We start from the raw sequence: 14746 nt of genomic DNA, 5'->3' as shown, positions 1-14746 counted from the left end.
TGACGCCCTTTTTGCGTGGGGCGTCAGCTGCTCAGCTGAGAGACGCGTTGTCGCGAGATCCCGAGGATCGCGCCGATGTCGTCCTGGCTAAGGCCGTCGGCTCGCATTTTTCTGATGATCGAACGGCGGATTTCCGAGGCCATTTTTGCCGCTGCCTCCGCTTCTGCGCTTGCGTGGTCGGCTCCGCGTTTGGCGTCGTCGTACTCGGTTACCACGCGCACCTCTCGACCAGTGTGACCGGCGTCCGCGAGAGCGCGCTGCACGAGGGGCCTGATCTGCGCGAACGTACGAGCACGGACTCGGATGCTCTCGCCGCCTATAGAGAGGGTCGCATCCCACTCTCGTCCGCTTCGCGTGGCCTTGACCTCGATCGCCATCGATTCGTCTCCTTTTGCTTACCCGCTCACCACAATCATGCCACACCCTCTTGCGCACCTATCGCAACCGCACCTAGCACATTGGGGGCATCAAGGAGGGTATGACGCGACCGGTAGAGTGGAGGCATCACCCCAACCGAGAAGGAGGCGCCCATGACCCCGCCGAAGTACGCCCAGGCGTTCCCGAGCGCGACCGCCGAGCAGAACATCACCGCCGCCAACGCTCGAGTCGAGGCGCGAATCGCGGGTAAGGGTGCGATCACTCCCCCTCAGTTCGCAACGCTCCTTCAGGCGTGGCGGCTCGAGAAGCTCGCGTGAGAGGCAAAGGCACCATGAGCACACACCTCTCCCCCGAAGGGCTGCGCGGCAAAGTCGCCTTCGTGACCGGCGCCTCCGGCGCACTTGGTTCCGACGCCGCCCGGGCCCTTAACGCCCGCGGAGTTCGGCTCGCTCTCCTGGGCCGCAACACCGACAAGCTCGAGACTCTCGCCGGCGAGCTCGGTGGCCCTGAGAAGGCCCTCGCGATCGAGATGAACGTCCGCAACCTCGCCTCGGTCGAGGCTGCGGCGAAGAGCGCCGCCGACCACTTTGGCGGCATCGATATCCTCGTCGCCGGCGCAGGCATGGTGACGACTGAATTGGTCGAGGACTACTCGGCGACGGGCTTCGTGGATGACGTTGACACCAACCTCAACGGGGTGTGGCGCACCATTAAGGCCACACTCCCCTACGTTCGCAAAGCAAAGGGGCACGTGTGCATCATTGCGTCCCTCGCCTCGTTCATTCACATGCCGGAGATGTCCGCATATTCAGCCTCGAAGGCCGGAGTGCTCGCGCTCGCTAATTCACTCAGGCTTGAGCTCGATGGAAGCGGAGTGAGCGTCGGAACCATTCACCCCTCGTTCTTCGAATCTGCTCTCGGGGATGCACTCACCACCTCTCCGCTCCTGAATCGCGCAAGCGGTAACTTCGGCGGGCTCTTCACCCCGATCAAACGCGAGGACGTCGTTGCCGCGATCGTCAAAAACATCGAGCGTCGCTCACGAGTTGTGGTGCTACCGAAGGCGTTTTCGGCCCTCGCCCTCGTACCTGGTCTCGGCCAGCGCGTAATCGAACCGTATCTCACGCACAATCTTCGAAAGACGGCTCAGAAGCTCTCGCGTTAGCGGGCGATCCCCCAGCTCTCAAGGGTCCGATCAACCATTCCGTGACGCCAACGAGTGCCCTAAGCCTCCAGCTCCGGCTCCTCCGCTCGGGCCTGCTCGAACACCTCTTTTGCCGCACCGAGATTGACGAGCCCAATGACGGTGCCCACGGCGACGTCGGGGAGAACCGAATGCCACACGAGGGTGAGAACGCCTGCCGCAATGATGAGGACGTTCGCGAGCACATCGTTGCGGGCGGCGAGCCATGCGCCGCGCACGAGCGCGTTGTGACCCGCGCGCAGGCGCACGAGGAGCACGGCACAGCAAGCGTTAATCACGAGCGCTGCAAGGGCTGTTCCTGAAAGCGCAAATGGTTCCGGCGGCAGTCCCGTGAGGAGCTTGTGAATCGCCATCGCGAACGCAGCGCCCGCGGGAATAAGGATGAGCCCTGCGAGCGCGTAGGAGGCTTTCCGTCTGCTCTCCAGCGGCCATGCGAGGGCGAGGAGAACGAGGGAGTTGATGAGGAAATCCTCGAGAAAGTCTGCTGCATCGGCGAGCAGAGAGGCGGAGCCGATCGCGAAGGCGAGGATCGCCTCGCCGAGGCAACCGGCAAGGTTGAGGAGCGCGACGATGAGTATTATTCGACGCGCACGAGCGTCAAGCTCCGATGTATTCACGGCCTCTCCCACGATTCAAGGTGTCCTTCCCTCACGCGAAAAAGGGGATGGGGCTCAAGCACAGCACCCTCGGGCGGGACCCCTTGCCAGCCTGGTTCGCGTTCTCGCACCTTCCTTCGTAAGTGCTCGACTTCAAACATTAGCTGCCCGGTAGTAACCGAGAGAGAGCCGTCGAGTTACCCGGGCGCGTGAATTTTCGAATGATCAAACGAGTATCCACGGGAATCTGCCTCACGTGCGATCCCTAAAAGGAATGCCCCGATGCTCCCTTGGGGATCGGCGCTCTCTCGAAAACGTTCGAGTTGGGGATGCTTCGTGTACCCCTTAGTGAGGCCCGCGAGCACCTTTTGCGCCAAGAGTGCCTCACGCCAGCAGGCGACGAGTGCCATCCGATCGAGGTAGGCGGGATTCAAAGACCACAGCCGCAAGTGGCACCCCCTTTCGTGGCGGAGAGAAATGCAAGCCTCTAGCTATTCGAACCGTGCTGTGGCCTAATAGCCAGTTACCCGGGTAGTGTGTGACGTAACCGACGTTTTCCGGCTTCGTTCAAGCGGCGCCACGCGGGTTGAAAGGGAAGGCGATGTCAGCACAGCAACCACCCCAGCAAACGCAGGGCTACCCGCAACCGCCACTTGGGCCCGAAAAGTCGTCGGGAAGGCGAGCAGTCGTCATCTGGTCGTGTATCGCGGCAGCGGGCCTCTTCCTCATTCTTGCGGTGGTGGCAGTCGTTGCATTTCTATTGTGGAACGGCTCGAAAGAAGAGCCTCCAGCCGCACCCGCGACGACTCAAACGTCGCCGTCACCGGCACCCTCTGACCCCACCTCCGAGGGCCCCACTTCCCCGCCCGACGAAACTGAATCGCCGACGCCTGTCGCACCACCAACGACCAACACGCCTTCCGCACCAACGCCGAAGTCTGCTGAAGAAGCGAAGGCGGCACTGCACTCGGCACTGCCGGAGAAGATCGAAAACTGGGTCCTCAAGGATGTTGGTGGGGACAAGATCTATAAGGACGGGGACCGACGGATCAGCTTCATGGTGGTCAGCCTTTCCGAGGACCCATCGAACCCCTCACAGGGCCGTGAGGGCGAACAGGTGTTTGAGCGTGGCAGCTGCGGCGCAAATGCCCACAACCCTGATGCGATCACCTGCCTGATTTTTCCGCGCGCAACAGGAAACACCGCGTATTACATGACATCGAAGTACTCCGATATGGAGGAAATGGTTCGTATTTCGAAAGCCGTGATCGAGGGTAAGTAGTCCCACGAAGCGCGCGTAAAGATAAGGGGAAACCATGGCTGGCCCGCACAACCTGCAGAATCGGACACGATCGCCGCTGGCGATTACTTTTGCGGCCTGCGGCTGCCTCATCGCCGCAGGTATAACAGGGATCATGGTCGCGGTCGCCGCGATCATCATCGGTATGCCCAAAGCCGCAAACCCGCCGGCACCAACGTCTAGTACGTCGACGTCATCGTTTAGCCCGTCGGCGTCGGCCGATGAAACCTCACACCCACCTGCCTCCCCAACGCCTGGCGTCCCTCAGCCGACGCCGGGCCGTCCGTCAATGAACACGGGAGATAACACCGACGACACCATAAACGCCCGCCTTCCCGACACCGTCGGTGAGTGGGATCTCGCCCACATCGGCACAAGGCCCATCTACGCGCGAGGCGAAAACACCATTTCGATCCTCATCTCCGACATCGCCGACGGTAAAGCCACCGCGGAAAATCCCTCGTGGGGGCTCGAAGGTGAGAAGGTTTTCGACCGCGGTGTGTGCGCGCCGCATCCCGATGGACGCGGAGGCTTCATGTGTTGGGTATGGCCCAAGGACCTCCCCGACACCGTGTTTTCAGTGCAGTCTCGCGATGCGTCGATGGAGGAAATCATTAAGGTCGCGGAGGCCGTCCGAGGCTGACCCCGACTCGTACGAAAGAACCGCCGATGACAGCAAAGTCAATCCAAGATGCCCTCGCCGAGCGTTTCCTGCGTTACTCGGCGATTTCGAGCCAGTCTGATGCGTCTTCGACAACCGTTCCCACAAGTGAGGGGCAGTGGGAGCTTGCGCGTTTACTCAAGAGCGAACTCGAGGAGGCAGGGGCCGAGGCGATTCACCTCAGCGACACGTGTGTGCTCACCGCCAAGGTTCCCTCGAACCTTCCCGGAGATGCCGCGGCCCCCGCGATTGGTTTTTGCACCCACCTCGACACGGTCGATGTGAATCTTTCCCCGGACGTGAAAGCCCGCGTGATCGAGTACGGCGGCGGGGATGTGTGCCTCAATGAGGCAAACGACGTCTGGATGCGCGAGCGTGAACACCCCGAGATCGCCCGTTACAAGGGCGAAAGGATCCTCGTGACGGACGGTACGAGCGTTCTCGGCGCGGACGATAAGGCGGGGGTCACGTCCGTCATGGAGACAGCGGTGCGTCTGCTGCAGGATCCGACGGTTCCCCACGGCGACGTGTACCTGAGCTTCGTGCCGGACGAGGAGATTGGTTTGCGGGGCGTGCGGACGATGGACCTCGCGCGCTTCCCCGTCGAGTACGCGTTCACGCTCGATTCGTGCGAGCTTGGGGAGGTTGTGGAGTCGACCTTCAACGCGGCGAGCGTAAGAATCGACATCGTTGGTGTTTCCGCTCACCCCATGAACTCGAAGGGGAACTTGGTCAACCCAATTCTGATCGCGCACGACATCATTGCGCAGTTCGACCGGCGGGAGACCCCGGAGTGCACGGAGGGCCGCGAGTCCTACATTTGGGTGAACGCGGTCGAGGGGAATCAGACCACGGCGCACATCGGTATCGCTGTGCGGGACCACGACCGTGCCGGCTATGAAGAAAAGAAGCAGCGTATCCGCGATAGTGCGGCGCGCGTGTCGCAGGCGCATCCTCGCGCGAAGGTCACCGTCGACATTGAGGACGTGTACGGCAACATCGAGGACGCGAAAACAGAAGAGAACGCGGTCGCAACCGACAGCATTGTGAAGGCAATGGCACAGCTCGGCATCGAGCCGATCCACCTGTCGATGCGCGGCGGCACGGACGGTTCGTGGCTTTCGCGTCAGGGAATCTTCACGCCGAACTTCTTCACGGGCGCGCATAATTTTCACTCGGTGTTCGAGTTTTTGCCGCTTAACGCCTTTGAGAAGAGTTTCGAGATGGTCAATACGCTCATTCGACAGGCGGCACAGCAGTAACGCCCGTGTTCTGAGCCGTGAAAGGGCCGGCGGCCTCCCCGGGGAGATCGCCGGCCCTCGTGTTCGCGGGAAAGACCGCTTAGCGCTTGCGTACGGAGCGAGCGACGAGCGTTCCGCCAACGCCGAGCAGCACGAGAGCTCCGAGCGCGGTCACGAGGTAGGCGCTGCCTTCAACGCCTGTACGCGGAAGCGGCACGTGGGCCTTCTTCTTTCCTTGACTTGTCAGGCGAGTGGGTTCATCAGCCTTCGCCGGTGTCTTCGCTGGCGCTTCGACCGAGTTCGACGGCCCATCGGCAGGCGCGGGGGCAGGCTTCTCAGGTGCTTCACCCGCGCCCTCATCCTCGCCTGTTTCGTCATCGGCGGGATCGGCAGGGAGGTCTTCCGACGGCTGTTCGCCTTCATCGGAGGCGACATCGAAGGCGTCACCGACCTTGCCGAGGCGGAGGAAGAGCGTCTCGCCAGTTGCGTCATCGAGGCCGTCGTTATCGGTGACGGCGTACATCGAGCCGTCCTTTGCGACGGTGAAGCCTTCGAGCTTTTCCTGGGTCCAGCCGTTGGTTGCACGCAGCTTCGGCAGAACATCGAGGACCTTGCCCTTATCGAGCGCGATCGGCGCGCCGTTCGCGGCTGCGACTTCGTCTTCGCTGGGAAGCGATACCTGAACGAGCTGCTTCACCTCGGCGTCGGGGCCGTTGAGCTTATCGCGTTCGATGAGCACGAGTGTGTCGCCGACGATGGTGAGCTCAGAAAGGCCCATCCAGTCACCCTTCGTGTCGGTCGCGGTGAGCTCGACCGTGTACCAGTTCCATGCTTTGGTCGTGGTGTTGTAGCGACCGATGCGTGCGACGTTTCCCTCCTGGGCCTCGAGAGGCTTCGCACTCGCGTCTTTCCACAGCGGACGTTGGATCGCGACGAAGACCTCTTCTTCGCCCTTCTCGTTGATGCGTGCGTCGATGCCCTCGAGACCCCACTTGCCAATGTGCGCGGAAACGTCCTCGGGAAGTGCGATTTCTTCCTGGATGTTGAGGTCGGCATCGGTGCGCACGATGCGGTTTTTGTCGCCCGTCTTGCCTTCGGACGCGAGCCAGAAGCCGCCGTCTTCGCGCTGGCTGAGTCCCTCGATGTCGAGGCCTTCGGCAACTGCGCCATCGCGCTTGACGGCGCGGCGCTCGGTGATGAGAGCAGGTTCTTTCGAGGCATCGATCGTGTAAACGTAGGCGACATCCAGGGCCGCGTCGGACGCTGCGTAGAGCGTGGAGGCGTCGGACTTACTCGCGGCGAGGGAACCGAGCGCCGTCCACGGAACCGCGTGGCCATCTTCGGATTTCACAGAGACGATGCTCGGCTGGGCGGTTTCGGGGGCATCGGCACCGAGCTTGTACAGGTTCACGGCGCTGCGCACGCGAGCGGACGCGTCGTCGGTTTCGCTCGAGACGGCGAGAAGATTGCGGCCGGGGATCGGCAGAATTCCTTCGGGGCCGTTCGTTGTGAACAGCAACTGCTCGAAGGTGGGTGCGGCCGGGTTCTCCACGTTGTAGACCGCAACGAAGTTGGAACGCTCGGAAGCAACGAAGGCGTAGCGGACGCCTTCGATTTCAGCCACGGCGAGCCCTTCAATTTCGGGGCCTTTTTTGCCGGCGCGCTTTTCGTTGTGCAGACCGTACTTGTTTGCGATTTCCTCGATCGAATTGCCGGCATCCCACACGACGGTGCCCTTGGTGTCGAAGACGGTCCAGCCTCGCGAGCCGCCTTTCCAGTCGCCCTCGTTCGCGGTGGCAACGTGCTCGTCATCGATCCACGCAATCGCGTCGGGTTCGCGCGGAATTCTAGTGAGCGATTCGGTCGGCTGGATATCGCCGTCCTTCTTCTCGTCGATGCCGTCGAGGTTCACCGTGCCGGCGGTGAACACGCTCGTGATCTCGTTCGTGTTGAGATCGATAATCGCGACGCCGTTGTTCTCCTGGAGCGTGACGGCGAGCTCGTTCTTCGAGTTGATCGACACGTACTCGGGCTCGAGGTCCTCGGGCGTGTTGAGGCCGGCCTTCTTCACGATGTCGAGAACCTCACCGTTGCTGTCTGTGAAGCGCACGGGGACGGCCGTCCAGGTCGAGGGGTCGCCCTCGAGCTTGAGTGTTTGCACGAAACCGGTGGGCATTTGCGGCAAACCGCCCTCGACGTCCTTGCGTTCTTCATCGCGCTGGTTCTCGATCGCAATTGCGGCAATCGAGCCATCCTTGTTGATAGCGATCGAGTCGGGCTGGCCTTCGAGGTCGATCGAGGCGACCTTTTCTCGCGTGCTGACCTTGAGTACGTCGACGCGTCCCTTCGGATGCTCAAAGTCGCCGCCGGTCTCATCGATCACGACGAGCACGTAATCTCCGGCGACGGCAACCGAGGTGGGCTGGTCATCGGCGTGGCCAAGCTCGGCGAGCGAAACGCTGCCAGCTCCCTTGGGGGCGTTCGGGTCGGTGATGTCGAGGAACCCGATGCGCTTACCTGCAGCGTCGGTGTAGATGAGGGTGTTGCCGTCTTCACTCACGGTCGAAATTTCGGCGACGGTTTCATCCGCGGGATCAACCCCCTCGGGGGCATTCATATACACCGGGTACGTCGCGGTGCGTGCGAAGGGGCTTTCGACGTTCTCGTCGCCCTCGGCGAGAGCGGGGATAGCAAGGCCGAGGCCGAGCGAGCACACGAGGGCACTTGCCGCGAAGATTGAGGAGGTACGCTTCACGTCTTTGACTTTCTAAGAGATGCGGGATCGTTCACGCGCGCCGGGGAAAATTTCACGCACCCCCATCTTTGCCCCACCCGGTAAACGCACGGTTACGCAGCGGCGAGTGTTGGTTGAATCGCTCCGCTTGCAGCAGGAAAAACGCGGCCCGACGGCACCCTAAGAACCGCCGAGCCGCGCAGCGGGTATCGCGCTAACCGAGCAGGTCTGGGTAGTCGGTCTCTACCCCTTTGACGTGGCGGTCCACGAACGCGAGGACAGTCGAGTACCACGTGAACGCGTTGTTCGGCGTCAGCACCCAGTGATTCTCATTCGGGAAGTAGAGGAACCTGTGAGGGTTCTCCTCGGGGCTCTTGCCCGAGGCCTCAAGCAGCTCGTACCAGAGACGCAGACCCTCTCCGATCGGAACGCGGTAATCCTTATCGCCGTGGATCACGAGCATGGGCGCGACAATCTCCCCCACTGAATCAGCGGGGTTGTATTCGGCCACATGAGCATCATCGAGGTGGGCACCCCAGTGCTGGCCAGCGTCGGTCGTGTGGCGGAACTGGTCGATATTCCACAGGGACGCATGCGTGACGATGCAGTCGAAGAAGTCTCCCGTGTGGCCCGCTACCCAGTTCGCCATGTAGCCGCCGTAGGATCCGCCAAGCGCGGCCTTCTTACTTTCGTCAATCTCGGGGCGTTCGAGTGCTGCCTTCGTGGCCCGCATGATGTCGTCGAACGGGCTTCCGCCGAGCTGGTCCCAACCGCGGTCGATCATGCCTTGGCCGTACCCGGTCGAGATGGCGGGGTCGGGAAGGAGCACCGCGTAGCCACGGGCGACGGCCGTCCACGGGTTCCAGCGCCAACTCCAGCTGTTCCACGAGCCGAAGGGGCCACCGTGAATCCACAAAAGAAGCGGCGCAGGGTTTGTTTCACTCGCGCCCTTCGGCACGCACAGCCACGAGCGCACGCTCGTGCCGTCTTCTGCCTCGATGCTGAACTCGGTGAGGTCGCCCGGAACCGCCGGGGCCTCAAGCGCAGCATCGATGCGGCTCACCTCGCGTGCGTCGGGATCGAGCCGCACGGGAAGAGGCGGCTGGTCGATTGCATCTTGAAGGGCGACGAGGCTCCCGTCGCGCTCGGCGAGCGCGAGGGCGTCGTAGTGGAACTTCCCCTCGGTGAAGAGCTCAACCGTTCCCTTATCGACATCGAGACGGAAGATTCCGCCGCGACCCTCATGGTCGGCCGTAAAGTAAATGTTTTTGCCACAAGGCGTGATCGCGACGCAGCCAATCCAGTCGGCGAAATTCGTCGCCGTCATAGTGCGCTCGCCGGTTTCAAGGTTGTAGATCGAGTACTCGAGCTTCAGCGGCACCGTTCGGCTCACCGCCTGCTCACGGGCAAGGAGGAGGTAATCCCCCGCGGGGCTCACCGCTTCGAGCATGTGATGGGCGCCGTCTTCTTCGGCAAGTGTCGTGACGGATCCCGACTCAACTTCGATCTTGACCACGGTACTGAAAGCGTTGATCCCGCGCACCGTGCGATTCAGCGTCGCGTAAATGAAGCGACCGTCGGAACTAATCTGGGCACCCGAGACCCGTTCATAAGGAGCAAAGTGGGTGAGCTGGCGAAGCTCGAGCTCGGCGTCGCCGTCCTCGGTATCGAGCGGCTCGGCAACGAAGATCTGGCTCACGGTGGGGCCAAGGTCGTGATCCCACGCCCTCACGGGATAGCCGGTGTGGAGGATGCCCGTAAATTTCTTGTCTTCGCGCTCTTTCGCGATGCGAGCGTCGTCTTCGGCGTCTTTCGCGTGAGGATGCACCCCGCTCACGAGCGCGATGTGACCGCTTTCGCGCGCGATGCTGAGTCCAGCAAAGCCTGAATGGCGCTTCGCGACGACGCGGGCCTCTCCCCCGCCGTTCGGAAGAAGAAAGAGGCGCTGTTCGCTGTCGTCCTCGCCCGTCTCCCGCTTCGCGGTGAAAAGAATGTCGCCCTCATTGGTGATGCCCGCGAGGGCCTCCCCTTCGAGGCCGCGCGTGAGGCGGCGTGGCTTGCGGGTGTCGCCTTCTCCGCACGGAAGCTCCCACAGGGCACTCACGTACGCGTTTTTCTTCTGGTTGAGTTCGGTGCGTACCGCAATGAGGCGGTCCCCTGCGGGAGAAAGCGCCAGGCCCGAAAAGCGCGGCTCGGCGACGAACTGTGTCAGGTCATGAAAAATTGATGCTGTCTCAGTCATGGAGCAAGCCTAGCGAGAAAAGCGCACAGTGTGCCGCGCGTCTCACCCAGAGGAAGTCGGCCCGCGACAAACGAAAAGCCCCGGGTGCCCGTACCTGCAACCTGGGGCTTTAGTTCGACGTGGACCTAGCGGAAGGCTTGTCGAAACTTGCCCCGCCGTTAGCACGGATGAGTTCAATGCACGACGCGATCCGGCGCCGCACAGGCGACTCGGTCGGCCGTGAGGTCTCTCGGGACCATGGCACGATGAGCACATGCCCACGCCCGAACAGCGCCGTCACGACCTCGCGCGGCTGCGGCGCGTCCGGGACCGGATCGACCGCGAGTTCGACCAGCCCCTCGACCTGGAGGACCTGACTCGCGGCGACTGGTTGAGATGGAGTGGCGTGGTGATGACAGCCGCTCGTCTGCGCAACTGTGATCATGGCGATCGCCAGTAGGAGGTCTTTGCTGGCTGATTCTTGCAGGACCCCAGGATCTGCAAAGCAACGGGGATGGGAATCGGCGTGGCAACTGGGATTGGCAACTGTGTGGCGATGGGGGTGTAGAGGTCGACGCCTTGATCCTGTGTCTGAAGCGACAGGACTAGCGAGTACCGGACCGGCAGGTCCCGTCGGTCCTTCCTGCTGTTGTTCTTCCACCAGCCTCCGACTGGAGAGACCGCCACGTTGTTGCAGTGAGCGAGCTTGGCGCCGGTGCCATTCCATTCTGAAGCGCCCAACTCGTGGCGAGGCCGGACAAGACGAGTCCTGCAGTAAAGATCCCGAAGCCAGCCAGGTACGGTCCGCGCGGGTTGTGCCGGTCTGCGAGGAAGCCGGAGATCACGGTGCCCGCGACACTGGCCAGCATCAGTGCCGAGACCGCCCACCCGTAGGTGTCCATCCCTCCCAGCTCTGAGGCGATGGCCGGCAGAGCCGTAGTCACCCCCCAGTCCCTCGAACGCGACGATGCCCACCGAGACCAGCAGACCGACGGTGACCAAGCGCAGCGCGGGCGAGAACACACCTTCAGTAGTGGCGGTCATGCACGCTTCTCCATCGTCTCGTTGTCGGAACTGAACGTCGCCACGGTGAAGTGGATGTCCTCGCCGGGGTTCTCCAGTTCGTCGACGATGGCGATCGCGAAGTCCGCCGCATTGATGCGAGAGGTTCCGCGCTCGTCCACCAGGAGCGTGTCTGTGCCGCGTTCGTACCGTCCGGTTCGTGGTCCCGGTTCGAAGATCGCTGGTGGGCTGACGTACGTCCACCACCCATGTGGGTGCTGCTGACAAGCGGTGAACTGGTCCAGGCTCGCCTGAGCGATGGTGCGCCACGCTGCCGGAACATAGGCAGGATCGTCAATGACCCGACGGCCCGGCAAGCTGGGCGACCACAGGGGTGCGGATCCGCCCACCACGATCACGCGAACATCGTGGAGCCGGGCGGCATCGAGCACGTTCCGGGTGAGGGCAGGCAGGCTACTCTCCTGGCCAGGCGCGGGGCGGACGGCGACAACAGCCGCGTCCATGTCGGCCACAGCCGCTGCTACTGACGTGCTGTCTGCGACGTCAACGGCTCGGGATGCGACGTCGGCCGCACCGTCCGCGCGCGGGTGGCGGGATGCTGCGAGGACGTCGTGCCCGCGTCGTGCGGCTTCGTCGGTGATGGCAGAACCTGCCATGCCCGTGGCTCCAAAAATGGCGATCTTCATGCGTTGTCCTTTCGTCGATTCGGTGGTGGAAGTTGCCCCGAGGCCAGGGCGATCAGTGCCGTGGCGAAGCCGACAAGCTGGATCGCGGTGAGCGCTTCACCCGCGATGAGCGCGCCCAGTGCCGCAGCGGTCAGGGGTGAGAGCAGGCCGAGCAAGGCGGTCGGCGTGACGGGCAGATGGCGGATGCCCGCGAACCAGATCGTGTACGTCAGCAGCGCCCCGACGAGGCCGAGCCAGGCGTACCCGGCGAGCGCGGCGGCGTCGATGCCGGGCGGGCCGTCGATCACCAGCGCGGGCAGCAGCAAGATCAGCCCGGCTGCGGTGAGTTGCCATCCCGCCAGTCCGACGGCGCTCACGTTCACGGGGCGTCCCCACTTCTTGGTGAGCACGACGCCGGTCCCCATGGACACGGCACCCGCGAGGCCCGCCACCACCCCGAGCGGGTCCAGCGCGGCCTCCGGTCCGAGGACCACGAGGCCCACGCCTACCATGCCGACCACGCCCCACAGCAGCCGCCAACCAGAGAGTTTCTCGTGCAGGATCACGACAGCGAGGAACGCAATCACGATCGGCTGCACGGCGCCCAAGGTGGCAGCGACCCCACCGGGCAGACGCTGAGCTGTCACGAACAATAAGGGGAAGAACGCCCCCATGTTCAGTCCGCCCAGCACCAGACTCTTCCACCACCAGTTGCCCCGGGGGAGTTGGCGGGCGATCGCGAGGGCGATCAGCCCGGCCGGAAGGGTGCGCATCAGCGCGGCGAACAATGGATGTCCCGGTGGGAGCAGGTGGGTGGTGACGATGTAGGTCGTGCCCCAGACCATCGGCGCAACGGCCGTGGTGGCAATCCAGCCGGCACGTGCCGCGGGAGTCGTCGCGCTGTCCGTACCTGGTGCGGTCGTGGTGTCCATGTGTTCCATCCTGACCCCCACACGGTCATGAGTCCAACACATGCTTGTCATTTCTGGCATGCACGGGGATCATGGATGAATGGAGTTGCAGCAGATGCGCTATGCCGTGGCAGTCGCCGAGGAGCGGAGTTTCACGCGTGCCGCCGAACGGTGTTTCGTGGTCCAGTCAGCGCTGAGCCACCAGATCAAGGCGCTCGAACAGGAGATCGGGGTCCAGCTTTTTGCGCGCACCTCACGCCGCGTGGAACTCACCCCGGCGGGGGAGGCCTTCGTCCAGGCGGCACGGCAAAGCCTGGCCGCTGCCGAGCGTGCCGTCGCCGACGCCGCCGCAGCCGGCGGCGAGGTGCGCGGGTCTTTGAGCATCGGAGTGATCCCCACCGTCACGGCCATCGACGTGCCGCACCTACTCGCGTCTTTTCACACCAAACACCCCGCGGTTCGCATCGCGCTACGCACCGGAGGCAGCAAACAATTCCTGGGCGACATCCGCTCCGGTCAGCTCGACGTCGCCTTCCTCGGACTCGCCGAGAGCACACCCCCGCACGGGGTCACCACCAGGGAACTCTCGAGAGAATCCCTGGTCGCGGTACTGCCAGCAGCACACCCACTGGCATCGAGCACGCACGTGACGCTGGAGGACCTCACCCACGAACGGTTCGTCGACTTTCCCAGTGGAACCGCCGGCCGGGCACAGGCCGACCTTGCATTCAGCGCGGCCGGCCTTAAACGCGAGGTGGCGTTCGAAGCGATGACCATCGATCTCATCCTCGGACTCATCCGCAACGGCCTGGCAACAGCCCTCCTATCCGCCCATGTTGTCCCCGCAGACCACACGCTGGCAGCAATCACCGTGCAGGACGCGCCACGGCGAGTGGAATACCTCGCCTGGAACGACTTCAACCCCAGCCCCGCCACCACCGCGTTCCTCGACGCCGTCACTCTCCATCACTCAGAGCACGCCGAGCATTCCGCGGACCTCTCTGACGAATCACCCTCGTGACGTCTACCTAGCGGGATGAAGCGCCCCCACCAAAGCGCCTCTGGGCTACCTCAACGTCCGCACCACCGATGCCCGAGGAAGCGAGTCCCGCGAGATTGAGATCGACCCCGAACGCGCCGAAGCCGAGATCGAACGCACCTACCAGCGCAACTCCCTGACCCAGACGCAGACCCAAACCCAGACTGAGCACGTCCGGAAGGTCCTCAACGACGTGTTCGACCAGCTCGAAGGACCCAGCGAGGACGAACGCAAGCTCCTGGCCGCCCAGCGCGACAAGCTCGAAGCCGAACGCCTCAAACTCGTCCAAGCCCACTTCGCCGACACGATCCCACACGACCTCCTCAAAAGCGAACAAGACCGCATCCGCGCCAGCCTCGACCAGATCACCACACAGCTCGACAACCTCACCGACACCTATGCCAAAGCCCGAACAGGCTTGGACCAGCTCACCGAACTCCTGATCGACCTCGACGACCTCTACAACAAGTGCGAACCAGCCGAACGACGCATCCTGAACCGCGCCCTATTGATCCGCATCATCAACGAAGACGAGGGGAAAGCGACCTACTCACCAGAGACGACCACCGCCAGCGTCCTTGCCCACACCGGTATTAACGCCCCGGCGCACCTCACCGCAGAAACAAAACTGCCCCGCCATCAGGCGGGGCAGTTTCGACTATCTAATCTTACGTGGAGCTAACGGGATTCGAACCCGTGACCTTCTGCATGCCATGCAGACGCGCTACCAACTGCGCCATAGCCCCAAATTTTTTGGGCGTCGCCGTAGCGAC

General features: G+C 63.1%; 16 protein-coding genes and 1 tRNA gene. 8 read left to right on the top strand and 9 right to left on the bottom strand.

Annotated elements, in window-relative coordinates:
- Positions 1-23: 23 nt before the first annotated feature.
- Positions 24-377, bottom strand: a complete 354-nt coding sequence (locus tag DEHOM01_RS05145) for a sigma factor-like helix-turn-helix DNA-binding protein (protein ID WP_061211796.1) — start codon at positions 375-377, stop codon at positions 24-26.
- Between the two features lie 153 nt (positions 378-530).
- On the opposite strand from DEHOM01_RS05145, the gene DEHOM01_RS09965 reads away from it, so the two are divergent.
- Together DEHOM01_RS09965 and DEHOM01_RS05140 are read left to right on the top strand one after the other, a co-directional pair.
- Positions 531-695 carry a hypothetical protein gene (locus DEHOM01_RS09965; protein ID WP_016664704.1) on the top strand — a complete coding sequence of 55 codons (165 nt, stop codon included), beginning with the start codon at positions 531-533 and terminating at the stop codon, positions 693-695.
- Between the two features lie 14 nt (positions 696-709).
- Positions 710-1543 carry an SDR family NAD(P)-dependent oxidoreductase gene (locus tag DEHOM01_RS05140; protein ID WP_061211795.1) on the top strand — a complete coding sequence of 278 codons (834 nt, stop codon included), beginning with the start codon at positions 710-712 and terminating at the stop codon, positions 1541-1543.
- Between the two features lie 59 nt (positions 1544-1602).
- Here DEHOM01_RS05140 and DEHOM01_RS05135 read toward each other — a convergent pair whose 3' ends face one another.
- Together DEHOM01_RS05135 and DEHOM01_RS10355 are read right to left on the bottom strand one after the other, a co-directional pair.
- The gene (locus DEHOM01_RS05135; RefSeq protein WP_245630655.1) at positions 1603-2199 is read right to left on the bottom strand and encodes a cation diffusion facilitator family transporter; all 597 of its coding nucleotides are present in this window, start codon (positions 2197-2199) and stop codon (positions 1603-1605) included.
- A 176-nt stretch (positions 2200-2375) separates the two neighbouring features.
- Positions 2376-2612: a pyrimidine dimer DNA glycosylase/endonuclease V gene (locus tag DEHOM01_RS10355; RefSeq protein ID WP_369405727.1), complete on the bottom strand. Its 237-nt coding sequence runs from the start codon at positions 2610-2612 to the stop codon at positions 2376-2378.
- A 167-nt stretch (positions 2613-2779) separates the two neighbouring features.
- Here DEHOM01_RS10355 and DEHOM01_RS05125 point away from each other — a divergent pair, with 167 nt between their 5' ends.
- Genes DEHOM01_RS05125 through pepT form a run of 3 tightly spaced genes read left to right on the top strand, consistent with a single transcriptional unit; the run spans position 2780 to position 5401 of the window.
- A complete protein-coding gene (locus DEHOM01_RS05125) occupies positions 2780-3460 on the top strand; it encodes a flagellar basal body-associated FliL family protein (protein WP_061211793.1) in 681 nt (226 codons plus the stop codon).
- A 34-nt stretch (positions 3461-3494) separates the two neighbouring features.
- A complete protein-coding gene (locus DEHOM01_RS09960) occupies positions 3495-4121 on the top strand; it encodes a hypothetical protein (protein ID WP_156468305.1) in 627 nt (208 codons plus the stop codon).
- A 26-nt stretch (positions 4122-4147) separates the two neighbouring features.
- The gene (gene pepT, locus DEHOM01_RS05115) at positions 4148-5401 is read left to right on the top strand and encodes a peptidase T (RefSeq protein WP_061211791.1); all 1254 of its coding nucleotides are present in this window, start codon (positions 4148-4150) and stop codon (positions 5399-5401) included.
- Between the two features lie 79 nt (positions 5402-5480).
- Here pepT and DEHOM01_RS05110 read toward each other — a convergent pair whose 3' ends face one another.
- Positions 5481-8135 carry an esterase-like activity of phytase family protein gene (locus DEHOM01_RS05110; protein WP_061211790.1) on the bottom strand — a complete coding sequence of 885 codons (2655 nt, stop codon included), beginning with the start codon at positions 8133-8135 and terminating at the stop codon, positions 5481-5483.
- A gap of 193 nt (positions 8136-8328) precedes the next feature.
- The gene (locus DEHOM01_RS05105; protein WP_061211789.1) at positions 8329-10356 is read right to left on the bottom strand and encodes a S9 family peptidase; all 2028 of its coding nucleotides are present in this window, start codon (positions 10354-10356) and stop codon (positions 8329-8331) included.
- 253 nt (positions 10357-10609) lie between these two features.
- Here DEHOM01_RS05105 and DEHOM01_RS10375 point away from each other — a divergent pair, with 253 nt between their 5' ends.
- The gene (locus tag DEHOM01_RS10375; protein WP_061211788.1) at positions 10610-10795 is read left to right on the top strand and encodes a hypothetical protein; all 186 of its coding nucleotides are present in this window, start codon (positions 10610-10612) and stop codon (positions 10793-10795) included.
- Positions 10796-10940: 145 nt separating this feature from the next.
- Here DEHOM01_RS10375 and DEHOM01_RS10350 read toward each other — a convergent pair whose 3' ends face one another.
- From DEHOM01_RS10350 to DEHOM01_RS05085, 3 genes are all read right to left on the bottom strand, one after another.
- Positions 10941-11237, bottom strand: coding sequence for a hypothetical protein (locus DEHOM01_RS10350; RefSeq protein ID WP_439645382.1), 297 nt, complete (start codon positions 11235-11237; stop codon positions 10941-10943).
- 138 nt (positions 11238-11375) lie between these two features.
- Positions 11376-12044, bottom strand: coding sequence for an NAD(P)-dependent oxidoreductase (locus tag DEHOM01_RS05090; RefSeq protein ID WP_061211786.1), 669 nt, complete (start codon positions 12042-12044; stop codon positions 11376-11378).
- On the bottom strand, positions 12041-12955 hold the full coding sequence (locus DEHOM01_RS05085) for an EamA family transporter (RefSeq protein ID WP_061211785.1): 915 nt from the start codon (positions 12953-12955) through the stop codon (positions 12041-12043). The genes DEHOM01_RS05090 and DEHOM01_RS05085 overlap by 4 nt, the downstream gene beginning before the upstream one ends.
- A gap of 79 nt (positions 12956-13034) precedes the next feature.
- Between DEHOM01_RS05085 and DEHOM01_RS05080 the strand changes: the two genes are divergently transcribed.
- Both DEHOM01_RS05080 and DEHOM01_RS09955 read left to right on the top strand, forming a co-directional pair.
- The gene (locus tag DEHOM01_RS05080) at positions 13035-13955 is read left to right on the top strand and encodes a LysR family transcriptional regulator (RefSeq protein WP_061211784.1); all 921 of its coding nucleotides are present in this window, start codon (positions 13035-13037) and stop codon (positions 13953-13955) included.
- A 211-nt stretch (positions 13956-14166) separates the two neighbouring features.
- Entirely contained in the window at positions 14167-14655 is a 489-nt protein-coding gene (locus tag DEHOM01_RS09955) for a hypothetical protein (RefSeq protein ID WP_061211782.1), read from the top strand.
- On the opposite strand, the gene DEHOM01_RS05065 is transcribed toward DEHOM01_RS09955, so the two are convergent.
- Positions 14647-14719 (bottom strand) — tRNA-Ala (locus DEHOM01_RS05065). The genes DEHOM01_RS09955 and DEHOM01_RS05065 overlap by 9 nt on opposite strands.
- Positions 14720-14746: the final 27 nt, after the last annotated feature.

It is taken from the genome of Dermabacter hominis NBRC 106157, assembly GCF_001570785.1.
In the GTDB taxonomy this organism is placed as follows: Bacteria; Actinomycetota; Actinomycetes; order Actinomycetales; family Dermabacteraceae; genus Dermabacter; species Dermabacter hominis.
Note: the sequence above shows the minus strand (reverse complement) of the source record. Positions and strands in the feature narration are given on the sequence as shown.

Coding starts and splice junctions, on each gene's coding strand:
- DEHOM01_RS05140 (WP_061211795.1), top strand. CDS start 710: ATGAGCACACACCTCTCCCCCGAAGGGCTGCGCGGCAAAGTCGCCTTC.
- pepT (WP_061211791.1), top strand. CDS start 4,148: ATGACAGCAAAGTCAATCCAAGATGCCCTCGCCGAGCGTTTCCTGCGT.
- DEHOM01_RS05105 (WP_061211789.1), bottom strand. CDS start 10,356: ATGACTGAGACAGCATCAATTTTTCATGACCTGACACAGTTCGTCGCC.
- DEHOM01_RS05080 (WP_061211784.1), top strand. CDS start 13,035: ATGGAGTTGCAGCAGATGCGCTATGCCGTGGCAGTCGCCGAGGAGCGG.
- DEHOM01_RS05125 (WP_061211793.1), top strand. CDS start 2,780: ATGTCAGCACAGCAACCACCCCAGCAAACGCAGGGCTACCCGCAACCG.
- DEHOM01_RS09965 (WP_016664704.1), top strand. CDS start 531: ATGACCCCGCCGAAGTACGCCCAGGCGTTCCCGAGCGCGACCGCCGAG.
- DEHOM01_RS05145 (WP_061211796.1), bottom strand. CDS start 377: ATGGCGATCGAGGTCAAGGCCACGCGAAGCGGACGAGAGTGGGATGCG.
- DEHOM01_RS05085 (WP_061211785.1), bottom strand. CDS start 12,955: ATGGACACCACGACCGCACCAGGTACGGACAGCGCGACGACTCCCGCG.
- DEHOM01_RS09960 (WP_156468305.1), top strand. CDS start 3,495: ATGGCTGGCCCGCACAACCTGCAGAATCGGACACGATCGCCGCTGGCG.
- DEHOM01_RS05090 (WP_061211786.1), bottom strand. CDS start 12,044: ATGAAGATCGCCATTTTTGGAGCCACGGGCATGGCAGGTTCTGCCATC.
- DEHOM01_RS10350 (WP_439645382.1), bottom strand. CDS start 11,237: ATGGACACCTACGGGTGGGCGGTCTCGGCACTGATGCTGGCCAGTGTC.
- DEHOM01_RS10375 (WP_061211788.1), top strand. CDS start 10,610: ATGCCCACGCCCGAACAGCGCCGTCACGACCTCGCGCGGCTGCGGCGC.